Consider the following 15,657-nt stretch of genomic DNA (forward strand, 5'->3'; position numbering starts at 1 on the left):
CGTCGTATGCGAGAACCGACTTTGTGACCTGTTTTGTCTCCATTTGCACTATACCTGCCTTTTTGTATAGTGTCAACTTTTTTCAGGATAAGACATAGAGCATTTGGCACACTTTTTCATCTTCGAACAAATCGTGAGTCATGGAATAAACCGCCTTGGACTGGTTTATTTGCATGGATTTCGCCCATTTACGGAATGCAAACCAAGCACTCACGCCCCCTAAAATGAATGTTAAAATTGCAGCCACAGCGGCAACAGTATCTGCCACTGAAGATGATGCAAAACTACACATCATTCGTTCTCCTTATGGAATACAACGAAACACGCCTCCTCTGTCAAAGAGAAGGTCGTTGCGCTTGCTTTTGTTGTTTTGAAAAAGGAAATTACGGCATCAATGCCAAAGCCTGAAAATGCGTACCCCCCCCCCTGCAAATTTCATGCCCAAAAGCACACATTAATGGCAATGCGTGGAGGCGAGTGAAAATACTTGTTTGGGAGGGGATTGTTAGCATAGCGAAAATATAAACTAACGAGGGACGTAGGTCAACCGAACTATGGATAAGGATGCTAGATCCTTCGCTTCGCTCAGGATGACACCGGGGCCTTGCCCATGATGACACAAAAGGGTGACTCAGGATGACACGAAAGAGAAAAGCCTCAGAATGACGAGAGAGAGAAAGACCTCATGACACGCGTGAGATGGCGCGCTGGATGATGCGTGCGCGATGTACTTATTTTAAGAACAGGGACAGCTTTCCAAAGTCAAGGATTGTGATGAACACGAAGAAGCTGATGAAGAAGGCTGCAGCGACGTTCTGGATAATGGTCTGGGTCTTGGTGGACAAGGGCTTGCCACGGAGTTTTTCGATGCCGAGGAACATGAGGAGGCCGCCATCGGTAATGGCCAGCGGAAGCAAGTTCATAACGCCAAGGTTGATGCTGATGAGTGCCAGGAGCATAAGGAATTCCTGGAAGCCGCTCATCCATACGTTACCCATGACCGCCACGATGGAAACGGGGCCGGAGAATGCGTCCATCTTGACTTGACCCTTGAAGAGGCGGCCAAAATAACGGAAGATGCTGGTGGTCATTTTCCAGCTGGTAGCGCAAGTCTTTTCAAGAGCCTCGATGGGACCGCGACGAACAAACTTTGTTTCGCGGAAGAGGACATAGCCCATCTGCACACCCACCATATAGCGCTTGTATTCTTCGTTATAGACCGGAGTCATGGGGAGAGTAAGAGTGTCGCCATTGCGTGTAACGGTTACGCGGACTTCTTCGCCCTTGGAACCATCAATCTGACGGACCACATCTTCGTAGCGGCCAATATGCTTGCCGTTAATTTCAAGAACGGTATCGTTCTGAAGAATTCCAGCCTTTTCTGCAGCGGAACCTGCCACCGGCGGCAAACGGACAATCACGCGATTCTGAGGGTAAATGCCAATATCGCCGATACCCATCTTGGTTTCGGAATCGGTGGAGTCCTGTGCGGGAATTACCAGTTCTTCGGGCACCACAACAATGGTCTGCACAGAACCTTCGCGATGGACTTCCAATTCCACATTGGCGCCAAGGCTTACGCCGATCTGCTCGCGGAAATCATCCCAGCCCTGAGTGGGCTTACCGTTAATGGCGGTGATGGTGTCGCCGGGAATAATGCCTGAAACTTCGGCGGGAGAATTCTTACCTACAAAGCCAATAATCAATTCCTTGTTAGCGGGTTCCTGAACGCCCACCATGTAAAGAATCATCAAAAGGACAAATGCAAACACAATGTTGATGAAAGGTCCGGCAAAGGCGATGGCTGCGCGGGCGCCAACGGACTTAGCCATAAAATCACGTTCATTCAGAGCTTCGCCTTCCTGGATCTTGTCGGGATTTTCACCGGCCATGGCCACATAGCCACCAAAGGGAATGGCGGAAATACAGTATTCGGTTTCGCCAATCTTGTACTTCAGAAGTTTCTTGCCGAAGCCAACACTAAAGGTGTTCACCTTGACGTTATTCCACTTTGCCACCAGGAAATGACCCAGCTCATGGATAGTCACCAAAAAACTCAGGCCAATCAGGCCCAAAACAAACATCAAAACATTATCAAGGACATTTTCCATCGTTTTTCAATATAGCAAAAGGCGAGAGCAACGACGAGTAACACTATGGGCTTTATAGCAGAAAGGCGAGCCGCAAGGCTCGCCCATCCGCAGTTTTTTATTTACCGGCCAAGGGCCGGTTTTCAAAAGGTTAGAACTACTTTATCTGCATACCCTTCAAATCAAAACGTTTTCCATTGCGTTCAATGAAGACCTGCTGATCCACAAATCGCATACGGAGAGCGCCTTCTGAAGAGGAGTGCCTTGTCACAGAGGGTTTAATTGATGTAGCTTCGCCCTTGGCCACACCACCCACAGCAAAGCTAGGAGCATGGCCAGCATTAAGGGCTTCGATTGCACCAGCCAAATAAGCCAGCGGAGCATTCCAGTTAATGGCCACTTCGTTAGAAGCGTAGCTGCAGTTGTGGTCGATATAGGAAGTTGCAGGAACGCCAGTGCGGTAGTCCTTACATTCCCAACTTTCAGAACCGATGTCTTCACCGCCGGGCTGAGGACCACCCACCAACATACCGGGCACAGGGTCAGTCACCTTGTCAGCGGTACTGGGACGATGATGAGGCTTCTTCGGGGACTTGGTTCCAAAACCTGTCATAAAGGACATGTCCAGAGGATTCTTGCCCAACAGATAATCCAGGACCTTGCGGGCTGCCTTGTAGTACTTATCTTCACCAGTCAGGTAATAGGCATGCAACAGCCAGATGCCCTGATTAGCGGCCACTGCGTTGGATCCCCAGACAAAATCATCTTTGGCCATAACAACACCAAAGCCTGTTTCGGAACGTTTCACAAATTCATCGGCGGTCTTGATCAAAATGTTCTTGCTACCATCATCGGTACCGTATGTGGCAGCACCATAGGCGGCAAGACCAGAGACATCGCCCCAGTTGGGAACATTGGCTTTAGAAACATTCTGCTTGTAGGAAGCATCCCCTGTGGCAATGAACAGTTCGGTACCTGCGAACAGCTTTTCATCGTCGAGCCACTGGTCACCATATTCCCCAGTAGAAACGCCCTGGGGATTGGAATAGGTTACATTGGGATTCTGGGCACCCCATGCGTAAGCCTTCTTGGCGGCTTCAAGACACTGGGCAGCAAAAGTTGCATCGTAGGCCTTGTAGACTCGGGAAGCGGTTGCCATGACGCCTGCAAAATCAAAGGTGGCTGCAGTACCCTTACCGATAACATAAAGAGTAAGTTTGTCTGCAGCGGGCATGTCATCGCCAGGGAAACCAAGGGAGGTCAACTTATGGAATACGCCACCATCGGTATCCTGCATGGTGAGCATCCAATCCAGATTGTACTTGATTTCTGCCAACAGATCAGGCAGAGTACCTTCGGCAGGAATGTTCCACTTGAGGGTCCTGAAGTAATCCGGATAGTGTTCAAACAGAGAAAGGAGTGTATAAGTAGTGATGCCGGAGTTCACGATATAACGACCATAGTCGCCAGCATCGTACCAGCCCTTACCGGAAGAAATGGAGCCCGAACCTGCGGAATTGTGAAGCTGGTAAGTGCCTGCGTTATGGCCAGCGGCACGAGCCCACTGACCAGCATAGGTCTGTTCCAACGCCATGGAGGCACGCTGATAGTAGAACCACTTCAAGGCGGCCTTAGTTACATCTTCAAACGTATTGTCGGCAATCTTAAGATCATTGCGGAGAACCTGGCCGCCCACTCGGATAGAGTAAACACCAGGAGTCTTCAAATCGGAGAAATCCACCAGAGACACATTCTGGTTGCTGGGAACCCACAGGGCGGAGGCAGACGGGGTGGCTGTCATGACGATACTGCCCGCAGCATCCACGATTTCGACAGGGCCGCTAACATCCTGAACGGTGAATTCCTTGGCATCATTTGAACGATAACCAATCTGGTTGATGTAGGCATTGGCACCAAAAGCTGTAGAAGCCAGAGTCAATGCAGAAATGGCCAACGGCGCAAACTGTTTGAGACCGAATTTTGAAAACATACACATCTCCTTACACTTATTCAAAATCAATATAGGAGATTTTTTAGAACAAAGCTAAAAAACATCATTAATTCTGTTTACAAGTGTAACAGCTGTTTCCAAAATGTGTTCCACATCAAAAAAAGGGCCCGCAAAGCGAACCCTTTTTCAACAATCTGCCAGAATTTACTTAATCAAGTCAAGAGTCAGGCGGCGAGCTTCTGCGTCGGCTTCCAGAACCTGTTCCAGAGTCAGATGACCGGTAAGGTTGGGAGCGCCGTTGATGATAGTTTCCACATGACGGGGAATATCGGTGAACTTCAGCTTGCCATCCAGGAAGCGATCCACCAGAACTTCGTTGGCGGCGTTCATCATGGCGGGAACGACACCGCCGCGGCGGCCAGCTTCGAAGGCGAGGGCCAGGCAGCGGAACTTGTTGAAGTCCGGCTCGAAGAAGGTGAGCTGTCCGAGAGTGGGCAGATCCAAGCGCTTGGTTTCCAAGGGCAGGCGTTCCGGCCAAGTGAGGGCCACCTGAATGGGAATGCGCATGTCGGGAGCACCCAGCTGAGCCATCAGGGAACCATCGCGGAACTGCACCAAAGAGTGCACCATGGACTGGGGGTGAACCACAACCTTGATCTGTTCGTAAGGAATGTGGAACAGGAAGTGGGCTTCCAGAACTTCCAGACCCTTGTTCATCATGGAAGCGGAGTCGATGGTGATCTTGCGGCCCATGCTCCACACCGGATGATTCAAAGCATCGGCAACAGTGATGTTTTCAAAACGTTCGATATCCCAGGTGCGGAAGGGGCCACCGGAAGCGGTGATTTCCAGGCATTCCACTTCCTTGTTGGGGCGGTCGGCCAGGCACTGGAAAATAGCGCTGTGTTCAGAGTCGATGGGAGTGATGAAAGCCTTGGGATTTTCAGCCAGCTTGTCCCAGATAACGGGGCCAGCCATGACCATGGTTTCCTTGTTGGCGAGGGCCACATGCTTGCCGTGTTCGATAGCGGTAATGGTGGGCAAGCAGCCTACGGCACCCATCAGGGCGTTGATGATGATGTCGGCCTTGGGGTCGGCAGCCAGTTCGCAGAGGCCTTCCATACCGGAGAGCACCGGCATATTGAGCATGGCACTCAGTTCCTTGGCGGCTTCGGGCTTGAACATGCAAACACGTTCCACCTTGAACTTGCGAACAATTTCAGCAACTTTTTCAACGCTGGAATTTGCAGCCACAGCGTAAACCTTGAACAGGTCAGAATGCTGAAGGCAAACATCTACTGTGGAAGTTCCGATAGAACCGGTAGCACCGAGAAGAACGACATTTTTCATAATTAAAACCTTTGGATGCAAGAGCTAGGTATGAGGCTTGAGGTCGTTCGCTACGCTCACTTTGAGGTGCGAGATTTCGCAGGCTTCAAGACTCACCTTTCTCAAAAAAATAATATAATTCCATTCCCGAATAAAGATACCTCTAAGGCCGAAGGCCGCCCTCAAAGCAAAGCGACCTCACCGCTCTTTAAACTTTATCCTTCCTACTACCTAGTATCCCTTGGGATTATTCTTCTGGAAGTTCCAGGAATCGCGGCACATATCCTCGATACCGTACTTCGCTTCCCAACCCAGTTCAGCCTTGGCCTTTGCAGGGTTGCAGTAACAGGTAGCGATGTCGCCGGCACGGCGAGGCTTGATACTATACGGGACCTTCAATCCGTTTGCTTTTTCGAATGCGTGAACCACATCCAATACAGAATAGCCATGACCTGTACCCAGGTTGTAGATGGCAAGGCCACACTTACGTTCAATGGCCTGCAAGGCGCACACATGGCCCGCAGCCAAATCGCAAACGTGAATATAGTCGCGGACACCAGTTCCGTCGGGGGTATCGTAATCGTTGCCGAACACGCCCAGTTCCTGACGTAAGCCCACGGCGGTCTGCGTAATATAAGGCATCAAATTGTTGGGGATTCCGTTGGGGTTCTCGCCAATGAGACCGCTCTGGTGAGCGCCAATGGGATTGAAATAACGGAGGAGCACTACGTTCCACTCAGGATCGGCCTTCTGCAAATCCATCAGTACTTCTTCAAGCATGGACTTGGTCTTGCCATAGGGATTGGTGCACTGACCCTTGGGGCATTCTTCAGTAATGGGGATGATGGCCGGATCGCCATACACCGTTGCAGAAGAAGAGAAAATAAAGTTCTTGCAGTTATGCTTGCGCATGACGTCCAACAGAACGAAGGTGGCGTTCATGTTGTTCTCGTAATACTCCAGAGGCTTGGCAACAGATTCGCCCACCGCCTTGAGACCCGCAAAATGAATGCAGGCATCAAAGGAATACTTTTCAAAAACTTCGTTCATGGCGGCTGCATCACGGACGTCAGCCTTTACAAAGGGAACCGGCTTTCCAATAATCTGAGCCACCCGGCGAAGGGATTCCTCGCTGGAGTTCACCAGATTATCGACCACAACCACGGAGTGGCCAGCCTTATCAAGTTCAATGATGGTGTGGCTGCCAATATAACCTGCGCCACCTGTAAGAAGAATATTCATCTAAGACCTTATGTTTTTCCACAAATAATGTAGATAATTCACACCACCGAGAGTAAACCGCCCATGTCTAAAGACTAGAAATACAAGGAGGCCACAAGCCCTTTCTGGTCATCATAAAATAGGGGCGCAACGGTAACCCGCATCCCTTTTTCGGGTGCGCCGTTTTTTTCACGATAGAACGCATTTCCGATGTACCAGCCAATGGAAGCCCCCATCAGAACACCGGCCACCGCATCGGAAAACCAGTGCGCCTCCCCCTTGGCACCAAGGACCATGCTGGTCGCCACATAGCCCGCAAAGAGGCCACAGCCCGCAACCACGAAGGGATTGTCACGATGATAGCTGGCGATGCTCATGGCAAGGGCTGCGTTGGTCATGGAGTGCCCCGAAGGCCAGCCATAAAAAACACCTCGCTTAAAAAAGCCCCACTTAAAATCCCGGGAAAGGCTTCCGCTATTGCTATCCGCCACCGGGTGGGCACGCCCCGAAATTGCCTTCAGGATATTGTTGTACAAAAACGCCACCGCCGTAGCCTGGGCCGCCACCGCACCGGTATTGTTCAAGGTTTTATTGTCGCTAAAGAAGTACATATAGCCAGGAACAAGAAACGGGAAAAACGTTCCCGCCATCATTCCCGGCATAAAGGCGATACCGAAGGCCAGCTCATTCTGACGAGCGGCAAACCGGGCCACCTTCAAATCCACATCATTGGTAGAAAGCAGGTAGGTTGCGCCACCGCCAACTAGGTGAAAAGCGAGAGGCCAGCCAAAGGCACTCCACAGCATGTTTTGACCCAGGTGATCGAAAGGCGACAAAGTAACGGAGGCTGAATTACTTTTATGGTCCGTTGACTGACGAACCACCGTTGTATCCGAAACCGGTTCCTGCCCGTGAGCAAGAACAGTAAAAAGAAAAATCAAAATTATGGAAAGAATTCGATTCATTTTTAACAGTAAATTTAGAATAAAATAAAAAAGCCATATCCATTACAAAACGGACACAGCTGCATTTTTCAAGGAAAAATGTCCTTTTACCTTATCCACTTTTCCACGTCTTTTTCGGCCTTGGACTTTTCGTTCTGGGCAACGTGACCATAAATGGCGAGACCCATAGTAACATTGGCGCCGGTCAACTTCTTAAGTCGGGCTACACCGCTGAGGCCGCTACCTTCGTGAGTGACAAAAGGATGAATAGTTTTACCCTTCAGATTGTACTTTTCGAAGAAGGTTACCATGGGCATAGGCATTTCGCCCCACCACACGGGATATCCGACATAGATTTCGTCGTATTCTTCCGGATTGACACTAACCGGTTTAATTTCGGGACGGGCGTCGTTTGCCAATTCCTTCTTGGCCACAGCGATACAGTCGTCGTATTCTTTCGGATATTCCTTGACGGGTTCCACCTTCAAAAGCGTTGCACCTGTTTTTGCGGCAATGATTTCGGCAACGATTTCGGTATTGCCCTTCTTGATATAGCCCACGCTATAGTTTTCGTCGGCACGGGAATAATAGATGACCAGTTTCTTGGATTCAGCAGCCATGGCAGCCCCCATAAGGATTGTTAAAAGGATGAGGATGATCTTTTTCATTGAAACCTCTTTTTGTTATAATATATCATCTAGAGTTGACTCTAGGTCAAGACCTTGTTTAAATAAATTTCTTTTTTTATAAAGTCAGTTATTTGAAAATGCTATTTTTATAATGAACGTGGTGCCAAATGGCCCTCGGCAAAACTTTTTCGCCATAGGTAAGACAATGATGAACGAAACCCTGAAAACTCTGGAAACTCGCCGCAGCTGCCGCAAGTTCAAGCCCGACATGATTACCGACGAGGAATTGGAAGCCGTGCTTCGCGCAGGAACCTTCGCCCCCTCCGGAAAAAATCAGCAGTCTTCCATCATCATCGCCGTAACCAACAAGGAAGTCCGCGACCAGATTGCCGAAGAGAACCGCAAGATCGGCGGTTGGGACGAAGGTTTCGACCCCTTCTACGGCGCACCTGTAATCCTGATTGTCATTGCAGACAAGGATGCCAACAACGGCTCCGGAACCTATATCAACGACGGCAGTCTTGTCATGGGAAACCTGATGAATGCCGCCGCAAGCCTTGGCCTCGGCAGCGTCTGGATCCACCGCGCCAAACAGGAATTCGAAAGCGAATTCGGAAAGTCTATTCTAGAAAAGCTGGGCATCAAGGGCAACTACGAAGGCATCGGCCACGTGGCCCTAGGTTACCGTCAGACACCTGTTCCCCAGGCTTTGGCCCGCAAAGAAAACTACATCTATTACATCAAGTAGCGAAAACTTAAATGGCCGCGTCAAGGATTCCCTGACACGGCCTAATTACTCTTTAATAGTTTGCGTTTCCTGTCCGCGAAACCCAATATCTACAAGGCAAGCCCCTTTATACGCCGCTTGTCTTTTTTCATATCCGCCAACAGACAGTCCTGGAAGTAATCCACGCTTTCGGAACTTCCCGCATATTTCTTGACGCCAATAGCGACAGTCAACTTATACGGTTCACCGCTATTGCGATTGAACTTTTCCACATTCATCCTGATTTTTTCTACGCAGTTGGCAATACTGTTATCGTGATGCGTATCGACCATGATAATGAACTCGTCACCTGAGTAGCGCAGGATTGAACCCCACTGCCCCGTAGACTCACGGAGGATATCGGCCGCATTGCACAAGGCACGGTCACCGACCTTATGGCCTAACTCGTCATTGATTTTTGAAAAATCGCAAAGGCTGACCATGATCCCGCTGGACTGACGCTTTTTGTTATTGTACAGGTACAGCACATAGTCAAGGAAGGGGCGATTGAAAAGACCGGTCAGATAATCCCTGAAAACGCGTTCGTTCTGCAGGCTACAGAACGCGCCCGCAATAGCGACGGCAAAACTAGGCGCCATCAACGACACACCGTAGAAGATACTCTGCAGCACGATGGCCACAACAGTCGGAATCGCGTAAAACCAAATGGGGAAAAATCGGATTAGGCCATCCTGCCTGTAATTCTTATAGTAGAGCGTAAGGGATGTAACCACGATGCTGTAGTTGAAAAAGATATAAATCCAGTAGCCGAAACAGCGAACGTAGCGGTTATGTTCGTTAACGCTAAAGAGTAACGGCACAAAAAGATTCGTCAACAGCATCAGGGGCAAGACGACCATGGAAATCCGCAGGATACATTTCAGGAAGCCATTCAACTCCATACGGAAATGTTCCTTTAGGAAGGACATCCAGCTGTATGCACAGAGGAAGTTGGAGGCATAGACCCACGAGTTCGTGATATACACTAACTGCTTAGCATAGACGCAGGAACAACCATCGGCGGCATAAGCAAAAAGGTCAGAAAGGCAACTGAAAAAGCAGAATAGCAGCATCGCAATGAGCAGCTTGCTTTCCTTGGTTTTTAGACGCAATCTCCAGACATTACCCACAATCATCACGACGACAAGAATCATACCGACAACGTCGGTACCTAGTGCCATCCTGATGTCAATAGGTGTATCCACAAATCCTCCTTTATACCTAACAATAATAAAAAAAGGAGGTTTGCACCTCCAATTTTTTAAGCAAGATTCTTCATGAAATCAAGCAACAGCCAGAGCATCGGCGCTGCCAGGAAGAAGGAATCGCAGCGATCCAGGACTCCGCCATGCCCCACAAACAAGTTGCCGGAATCCTTGGTACCGCTCCAGCGCTTGAGTGCACTCATGAGAAGATCGCCTGCCTGACCAGCCACGGTCACCATGACGCCAAGAATAATGGCCTTGCACCAATCCATGTTTACATTGAAGGCGCCAAGGGCGGAACTGCAGTTTGCCCAGTAGGCCACCCATGCAATGGTTGCAACAGAACCCGCAATGGAACCTTCCCAGGTTTTCTTGGGGCTGATGCTGGGAGCAAAGAGATGACGACCGAAGGGGCCCTTGCCTGCAGCAAACTTTCCAAAGAAGTAAGCGACAGTATCGCAGAGCCACACGCTGGTCATGACCAGGATAAATCCATAGCAATGTTCAAAGCCCTGGCCATTGCCCATCATCAAGACATTCATGCCACCCCAGAGGCCCACATACAGAGGTGCGGCCAGCTGCATTACCAGCCAGGGGAAGAGGTTTTCAATTTCAACCTTGGCGTAAGCCACACCGATGTAGACGGCAAAGATGACCATGGCGGTCATGCCCACCACATAGGGCACGGCAGAAAGACCAAAGTACCCACCCTTGGAAAGAGCCCAGGCAAGAGTCAACGCAAGGCTAGAAGCAAAGGAGAGATAACGTACGTTAGGCCCCTTGTACATCTTGGTGGCCATGCCAGCCCATTCCCAGGCGCCAACACCGGCCAGGAAGCACATCAGGCCGACACGGGAAAAATCGTTAAACCACAAAAGGAAAAATACCAGCGGGATTGCAATCACCGCGGTAATCAGACGTTGAGCCAAATTACTCATGAAGAACCTTCCCAAAGCGGCGTTCGCGAGTATTGAAGAACTCGACCGCTTGCATAAATTCATCCTTGGTGAAGTCGGGCCAGAGCGTATCGGTAACGTAGAATTCGCTATAGGCGGCCTGCCAGAGGAGATAATTGGAAAGTCTGAATTCGCCACCGGTACGGATAATCAGATCCGGGTCGGGAGCGCCTTTCAGATACAGATTTTTTGCAAACAGGGTTTCGTCGATATCATCCACGGACAGGGAGCCTGCGGCAACCTGGGCGGCAATGGACTTTACGGCACCGACGATTTCCTGACGACCACCATAGGAGATAGCCAGGTTCAACTGCATGCCGGTATTGTTTGCAGTAATATCAATTGCAGATTGCAAGCTCGCGCGAGGCTTCTCGGGAATACGGTCCATGTTTCCAATGACTGTAAGCTTCACGTTCTTTTCCATCAGGTCGGGGATTTCTTTAACGACCATCTCAATGAGAAGGTTCATCAGATAATCCACTTCCTTGGAGGGGCGACCCCAGTTTTCGGAACTGAAGACATACAAAGTCATGTGTTCCAGTTTGAGGTTCACACCCATTTCAACGGCATCGATAGTAGACTCGGTCCCCTTGCGATGGCCGAAGAAACGTTCCATGCCGCGGCTCTTGGCCCAGCGGCCATTGCCGTCCATAATGATGGCTACATGTCTAAGCTGATTTGCCACGCGTTACCTTACAAAGGACAATTACACCTTGAGGATGTCTGCTTCCTTGGCAGCAAGGAGAGCGTCAATCTTTGCGATAGCCTTGTCAGTAGCCTTCTGGATTTCGTCCTGCTGCTTCTTGGCTTCGTCTTCGGGCATTTCCTTGTCCTTCTTGATGGCATCGTTTGCATCGCGGCGGATGTTGCGGATAGCAACGCGACCATCTTCAGCGTGCTTGCGAGCGACCTTAGCCAGTTCCTGACGACGTTCGGTAGTGAGGATCGGGAGGCTAACGCGAATGGAGTTGCCATCCTTCATGGGAGTCAGACCGATGTTTGCTGCGTAGATAGCCTTTTCGATCAGGTCCACCAGTGCCTTTTCCCACGGAGCAACCAGAAGCATACGGGGTTCCGGAACGGAAACCTTAGCCACCTGGGAGATAGGAGTGGGAGTGCCATAATAGTCGATACGAATGTCGTTCAGGATAGCGGGAGAAGCCTGTCCAGCGCGGATCTTGGTGAATTCACGTTCAGTAGCTTCAATAGCCTTGTCCATCTTAACTTGATAATCTGCCATAATAAAACCTTTTAGAATAAAGATATGAAATGCAGTTAGTGGTTAGTAAACAGTGGTTAGTAAACAGTGGTTAGTAAACAGTGGTTCAGGAGGTTTCATCTTTCCTCAAAACTAACCACTAAACACTAACCACTTCTTACTCCATTAACAATGAACCAGTGTACCTAAATTACCTTCAACGGCGGCCTGAGTCAAGCAGCCCTTTTCCATCTTGAACACGAAAATGGGCATGTTGTGTTCCATGCACAGGGCCACAGCGGCGGTATCCATCACCTTAAGACCGCGGGCGATAACTTCCTGGTAGGTAATGTCATCGAAGCGGGTTGCAGTAGGATCCTTCATGGGGTCGGCGGAGTAGATGCCGTCCACCTTGGTCACCTTCATGATCACGTCGCATTCGCTTTCAATGGCGCGAAGAGCGGCGCAGCTGTCGGTAGTGAAGAAGGGATTGCCGGTACCTGCGGAGAAGATCACCACGGAACCAGCATTCAAAAGTTTGATAGCCTTACGGCGATCAAAAAATTCGCAGATGGGTTCCATACGGATGGCGCTCATGACCACACTGTCGATGCCCTGCTTATCAAGGGCGTCCTGCATAGCCAGTCCATTCATCACGGTACCCAGCATGCCCATGGCATCGCCCTGGGCACGGTTCATGCCACCGGCTGATGCGGACACGCCGCGGATCATATTGCCGCCACCGATCACGAGAGCGACCTGAACACCCTGCTTAACGACAGAAGCAATTTCGCTTGCCATTTCTGTCAAAATACCGTTGTCGATGCCATGGCCCTTTTCGCCTGCGAGGGCTTCGCCACTAAGCTTCAACAAAACTCGCTTAAACTTTGCCATAATAAGCTCCAATTACTTAATCATGGCTAATGTAGTAAAAAGAAGGGTATAAAAAATAGCCGCCCCCAAAGGGACGGCCATTTTCTATTTCGCAAGATCCCTCGACTACGCTCGGGATGACAAAAAGCGAATTAGTTACCGCGTTCGAAGCGGATGAAGTTTACGACCTTCAGGGAAGAGAGGCCAAGCTGCTTTGCAACGACTTCCTGGAGGTAGTCCTTGACGTTGAGCTTCTTGGGGTTCTTTTCAGACATGAAGAATTCCTGGTCTTCGAGAACGATTTCCTTGAGGACCTTAGCAACGCGGCCTTCAAGCTGACGTTCAACGAATTCCGGCTTGGTTGCCTTACCAGTTGCCTGAGCCTGAGCTTCGATCTGGGCGCGAGCGATTTCGCGTTCCTTTTCGATAGTTTCAGCAGGAACTGCAGCGTCGTTCAATGCAACCGGAGCGAAAGCAGCGGCCTGCATAGCGATGTCCTTAGCAGCAGCCTTGAGAGCAGCTTCGTCGGCAGAGCCTTCATAAGCGAGTTCGGTAATAACGCCGATCTTGCCCTTCATGTGGCTGTAGACACCGAAGACGGAGTTTGCAGACTTCTTGATTTCTGCGAACTTGCGGAAGTCGATGTTTTCCTGGATCTTGACGAGCACGTCCTGGAGGATGTCGTTCACCTTCTTGCCATCGACGACAGCGTTCTTCAGGTCTTCCACAGAGGAGATAGCCTGAGTTTCGACAGCCTTGACAGCGAGGTTAGCGAGAGCAACGAAGTCGTCGTTGTTAGAAACCGGTTCGGTTTCGCAAGACAGTTCGAATGCAGCAGCCTTGTCAGCAGTTTCGATGAGGTAGATGCGGCCTTCCTTGGCAGCCTTGTCTGCGCGCTTTGCAGCAACAGCAGCACCCTGCTTACGGAGGAGTTCAACAGCCTTGTCCAGATCGCCGTCAGTTTCGGTGAGGGCCTTCTTGCACTGCATCATGCCCACGCCAGTCTTCTGGCGGAGTTCGTTAACGAGAGAGGCGGTAATAGTTGCCATGATTACTTGTCCTCACCGTTATCAAACTTCTTAGCTTCTTCCTTGTCCTTCTTATCGACAGAACGCTTTGCAACGTTAGCAGCGATGTAGTCAACGATGAGCTTGATGGACTTCACTGCGTCGTCGTTTGCCGGAATCGGGAAGTCGACGAGAGTCGGGTCAACGTTGGTATCGCAAATGCCGATGATAGGAATGTGAAGACGGCGAGCTTCTGCAACGGCGATCTTTTCGTGAGCGAGGTCGGTCACGACCATGAGGCCAGGAAGGTTCACCATTTCGCGGATGCCACCGAAGACGTCCAGGAGCTTAGCGCGTTCGCGGGTCTTGTCCAGAACTTCCTTCTTGGAAAGAACCTGGAAAGTACCATCCTGTTCCATGGTGTCGATCTTGTCGATCTTCTTGATGGACTTACGAACGGTCTGGAAGTTGGTCAGCATACCACCGAGCCAGCGGTTGGTAACGGAGAACTGGTTGCAGGAACCAGCAGCATCCAGCACGCACTGACGAGCAGTGGGCTTGGTACCAACGAAGAGCACGGTCTTGCCAGATTCAGAAATCTTCTTAGCAGCTGCAGCAGCGGCTTCGAGGAGGTCGCGGGTCTTGGACAGGTTGAGAACGTAGATGCCGTTCTTTTCAGCCAAGATGTAGGGCTTCATCTTCGGATTCCAACGCTGAGTCTGGTGGCCAAAGTGGGAACCTGCAGCGAGCAGGTCTTCAACAGAAGGCAGATTTGCCATAGTAGTATTCCTTTTTTCGGTTATTTCTACCCGGTCGGTAATTAAGCCGCAAAGTACCTTGGTACCACCGAAGCGGCTCTTACGAGACCAGTGATTGTTTATTTCCCCAGGCGTAATTGCCCGAGTGGGCGTAAAGATAGCAAAAAAAGGGGAAAGATTAAAGGTTAGAGGTTAAAGAGGAAAGGCTAAAAGGTTAGAAAATAGGGGCGATTTTCATTTTCCCATGAGGAAAAAAAGAAAGCCCCCGCCGAGCGGGAGCTTCCTGAAATTGCCTTTGCAATTTCCAAGCAAAATCGTAACGATTAGCGCTTGGAGAACTGGAAGTGCTTACGAGCCTTCTTGCGGCCGAACTTCTTACGTTCAACAGCACGAGAGTCGCGAGTCATGAGGCCTTCCTTCTTGAGGGCGGGCTTGCATTCTGCGTCGTTAGCAACCAGTGCGCGGGAGATGCCGAGACGGACAGCGCCCATCTGGCCAGCGATGCCACCGCCACGAGCGGTAACTTCGACGTCCCATTCTTCAGCGTTGCCGAGGATGGCGAACGGAAGATTTGCAATCATGTTCTGCACTTCAGAATGGAAGTAATCCTTAAAATCACGACCATTGATGGTGCGCTTGCCGGTACCCGGCTTCAAAATCACAGCGGCGATAGCGTTCTTGCGACGGCCAGTGCCGCGGTAGATCTTCTTATTCTTTGCGGTAGCGATAG

Annotated in this window: 16 protein-coding genes; 1 reads left to right on the forward strand and 15 read right to left on the reverse strand. The window is 50.3% G+C overall.

Annotation, left to right across the window (positions count from 1 at the left end; genetic code table 11):
- Window positions 1-82: 82 nt before the first annotated feature.
- The 7 genes from BUB38_RS12600 to BUB38_RS12630 form a co-directional block, all read right to left on the reverse strand.
- Window positions 83-295, reverse strand: a complete 213-nt coding sequence (locus BUB38_RS12600) for a hypothetical protein (protein WP_073161096.1) — start codon at window positions 293-295, stop codon at window positions 83-85.
- A gap of 436 nt (window positions 296-731) precedes the next feature.
- Entirely contained in the window at window positions 732-2,111 is a 1,380-nt protein-coding gene (rseP, locus tag BUB38_RS12605; RefSeq protein ID WP_073161097.1) for an RIP metalloprotease RseP, read from the reverse strand.
- Between the two features lie 136 nt (window positions 2,112-2,247).
- The gene (locus BUB38_RS12610) at window positions 2,248-4,080 is read right to left on the reverse strand and encodes a glycoside hydrolase family 9 protein (RefSeq protein WP_073161098.1); all 1,833 of its coding nucleotides are present in this window, start codon (window positions 4,078-4,080) and stop codon (window positions 2,248-2,250) included.
- 165 nt (window positions 4,081-4,245) lie between these two features.
- Window positions 4,246-5,391: a 1-deoxy-D-xylulose-5-phosphate reductoisomerase gene (locus BUB38_RS12615; RefSeq protein WP_073161099.1), complete on the reverse strand. Its 1,146-nt coding sequence runs from the start codon at window positions 5,389-5,391 to the stop codon at window positions 4,246-4,248.
- Between the two features lie 210 nt (window positions 5,392-5,601).
- A complete protein-coding gene (galE, locus tag BUB38_RS12620; RefSeq protein ID WP_073161100.1) occupies window positions 5,602-6,612 on the reverse strand; it encodes a UDP-glucose 4-epimerase GalE in 1,011 nt (336 codons plus the stop codon).
- A 74-nt stretch (window positions 6,613-6,686) separates the two neighbouring features.
- Window positions 6,687-7,556, reverse strand: a complete 870-nt coding sequence (locus tag BUB38_RS12625; RefSeq protein WP_083538085.1) for a phosphatase PAP2 family protein — start codon at window positions 7,554-7,556, stop codon at window positions 6,687-6,689.
- Window positions 7,557-7,642: 86 nt separating this feature from the next.
- On the reverse strand, window positions 7,643-8,203 hold the full coding sequence (locus BUB38_RS12630; RefSeq protein ID WP_249505647.1) for a flavodoxin: 561 nt from the start codon (window positions 8,201-8,203) through the stop codon (window positions 7,643-7,645).
- A 169-nt stretch (window positions 8,204-8,372) separates the two neighbouring features.
- Between BUB38_RS12630 and BUB38_RS12635 the strand changes: the two genes are divergently transcribed.
- Window positions 8,373-8,912, forward strand: a complete 540-nt coding sequence (locus tag BUB38_RS12635) for a nitroreductase (RefSeq protein ID WP_073161144.1) — start codon at window positions 8,373-8,375, stop codon at window positions 8,910-8,912.
- 89 nt (window positions 8,913-9,001) lie between these two features.
- Here BUB38_RS12635 and BUB38_RS12640 read toward each other — a convergent pair whose 3' ends face one another.
- From BUB38_RS12640 to rpsI, 8 genes are all read right to left on the reverse strand, one after another.
- On the reverse strand, window positions 9,002-10,135 hold the full coding sequence (locus tag BUB38_RS12640) for a GGDEF domain-containing protein (RefSeq protein ID WP_139258445.1): 1,134 nt from the start codon (window positions 10,133-10,135) through the stop codon (window positions 9,002-9,004).
- Between the two features lie 56 nt (window positions 10,136-10,191).
- Window positions 10,192-11,073 (reverse strand): phosphatidate cytidylyltransferase, encoded by an 882-nt coding sequence (locus BUB38_RS12645; protein WP_073161103.1) that lies wholly within the window; start codon window positions 11,071-11,073, stop codon window positions 10,192-10,194.
- Complete coding sequence (locus tag BUB38_RS12650; RefSeq protein ID WP_073161104.1) at window positions 11,066-11,776, reverse strand: isoprenyl transferase; 711 nt, start codon at window positions 11,774-11,776, stop codon at window positions 11,066-11,068. Before BUB38_RS12650 ends, BUB38_RS12645 begins: the two co-directional genes overlap by 8 nt.
- Before the next feature lie 21 nt (window positions 11,777-11,797).
- On the reverse strand, window positions 11,798-12,331 hold the full coding sequence (gene frr / locus BUB38_RS12655; protein WP_073161105.1) for a ribosome recycling factor: 534 nt from the start codon (window positions 12,329-12,331) through the stop codon (window positions 11,798-11,800).
- Window positions 12,332-12,475: 144 nt separating this feature from the next.
- Complete coding sequence (pyrH, locus tag BUB38_RS12660) at window positions 12,476-13,183, reverse strand: UMP kinase (RefSeq protein ID WP_073161106.1); 708 nt, start codon at window positions 13,181-13,183, stop codon at window positions 12,476-12,478.
- Window positions 13,184-13,314: 131 nt separating this feature from the next.
- Window positions 13,315-14,211, reverse strand: coding sequence for a translation elongation factor Ts (tsf, locus tag BUB38_RS12665; RefSeq protein WP_073161107.1), 897 nt, complete (start codon window positions 14,209-14,211; stop codon window positions 13,315-13,317).
- A 2-nt stretch (window positions 14,212-14,213) separates the two neighbouring features.
- The gene (gene rpsB, locus BUB38_RS12670) at window positions 14,214-14,948 is read right to left on the reverse strand and encodes a 30S ribosomal protein S2 (protein WP_073161108.1); all 735 of its coding nucleotides are present in this window, start codon (window positions 14,946-14,948) and stop codon (window positions 14,214-14,216) included.
- A 302-nt stretch (window positions 14,949-15,250) separates the two neighbouring features.
- Window positions 15,251-15,655, reverse strand: a complete 405-nt coding sequence (gene rpsI, locus BUB38_RS12675; RefSeq protein WP_073161109.1) for a 30S ribosomal protein S9 — start codon at window positions 15,653-15,655, stop codon at window positions 15,251-15,253.
- Window positions 15,656-15,657 lie beyond the last annotated feature (2 nt).

The sequence above is a fragment of the Fibrobacter sp. UWH5 genome (assembly GCF_900142505.1).
In the GTDB taxonomy this organism is placed as follows: Bacteria; Fibrobacterota; Fibrobacteria; order Fibrobacterales; family Fibrobacteraceae; genus Fibrobacter.

Excerpts from the sequence above, each read along its gene's own strand:
- BUB38_RS12625 (WP_083538085.1), bottom strand. The coding sequence starts at position 7,556 with ATGAATCGAATTCTTTCCATAATTTTGATTTTTCTTTTTACTGTTCTT.
- BUB38_RS12645 (WP_073161103.1), bottom strand. The coding sequence starts at position 11,073 with ATGAGTAATTTGGCTCAACGTCTGATTACCGCGGTGATTGCAATCCCG.
- BUB38_RS12615 (WP_073161099.1), bottom strand. The coding sequence starts at position 5,391 with ATGAAAAATGTCGTTCTTCTCGGTGCTACCGGTTCTATCGGAACTTCC.
- rpsB (WP_073161108.1), bottom strand. The coding sequence starts at position 14,948 with ATGGCAAATCTGCCTTCTGTTGAAGACCTGCTCGCTGCAGGTTCCCAC.
- galE (WP_073161100.1), bottom strand. The coding sequence starts at position 6,612 with ATGAATATTCTTCTTACAGGTGGCGCAGGTTATATTGGCAGCCACACC.
- rseP (WP_073161097.1), bottom strand. The coding sequence starts at position 2,111 with ATGGAAAATGTCCTTGATAATGTTTTGATGTTTGTTTTGGGCCTGATT.
- BUB38_RS12600 (WP_073161096.1), bottom strand. The coding sequence starts at position 295 with ATGATGTGTAGTTTTGCATCATCTTCAGTGGCAGATACTGTTGCCGCT.
- tsf (WP_073161107.1), bottom strand. The coding sequence starts at position 14,211 with ATGGCAACTATTACCGCCTCTCTCGTTAACGAACTCCGCCAGAAGACT.
- frr (WP_073161105.1), bottom strand. The coding sequence starts at position 12,331 with ATGGCAGATTATCAAGTTAAGATGGACAAGGCTATTGAAGCTACTGAA.
- pyrH (WP_073161106.1), bottom strand. The coding sequence starts at position 13,183 with ATGGCAAAGTTTAAGCGAGTTTTGTTGAAGCTTAGTGGCGAAGCCCTC.
- BUB38_RS12610 (WP_073161098.1), bottom strand. The coding sequence starts at position 4,080 with ATGTTTTCAAAATTCGGTCTCAAACAGTTTGCGCCGTTGGCCATTTCT.
- BUB38_RS12635 (WP_073161144.1), top strand. The coding sequence starts at position 8,373 with ATGAACGAAACCCTGAAAACTCTGGAAACTCGCCGCAGCTGCCGCAAG.
- BUB38_RS12630 (WP_249505647.1), bottom strand. The coding sequence starts at position 8,203 with ATGAAAAAGATCATCCTCATCCTTTTAACAATCCTTATGGGGGCTGCC.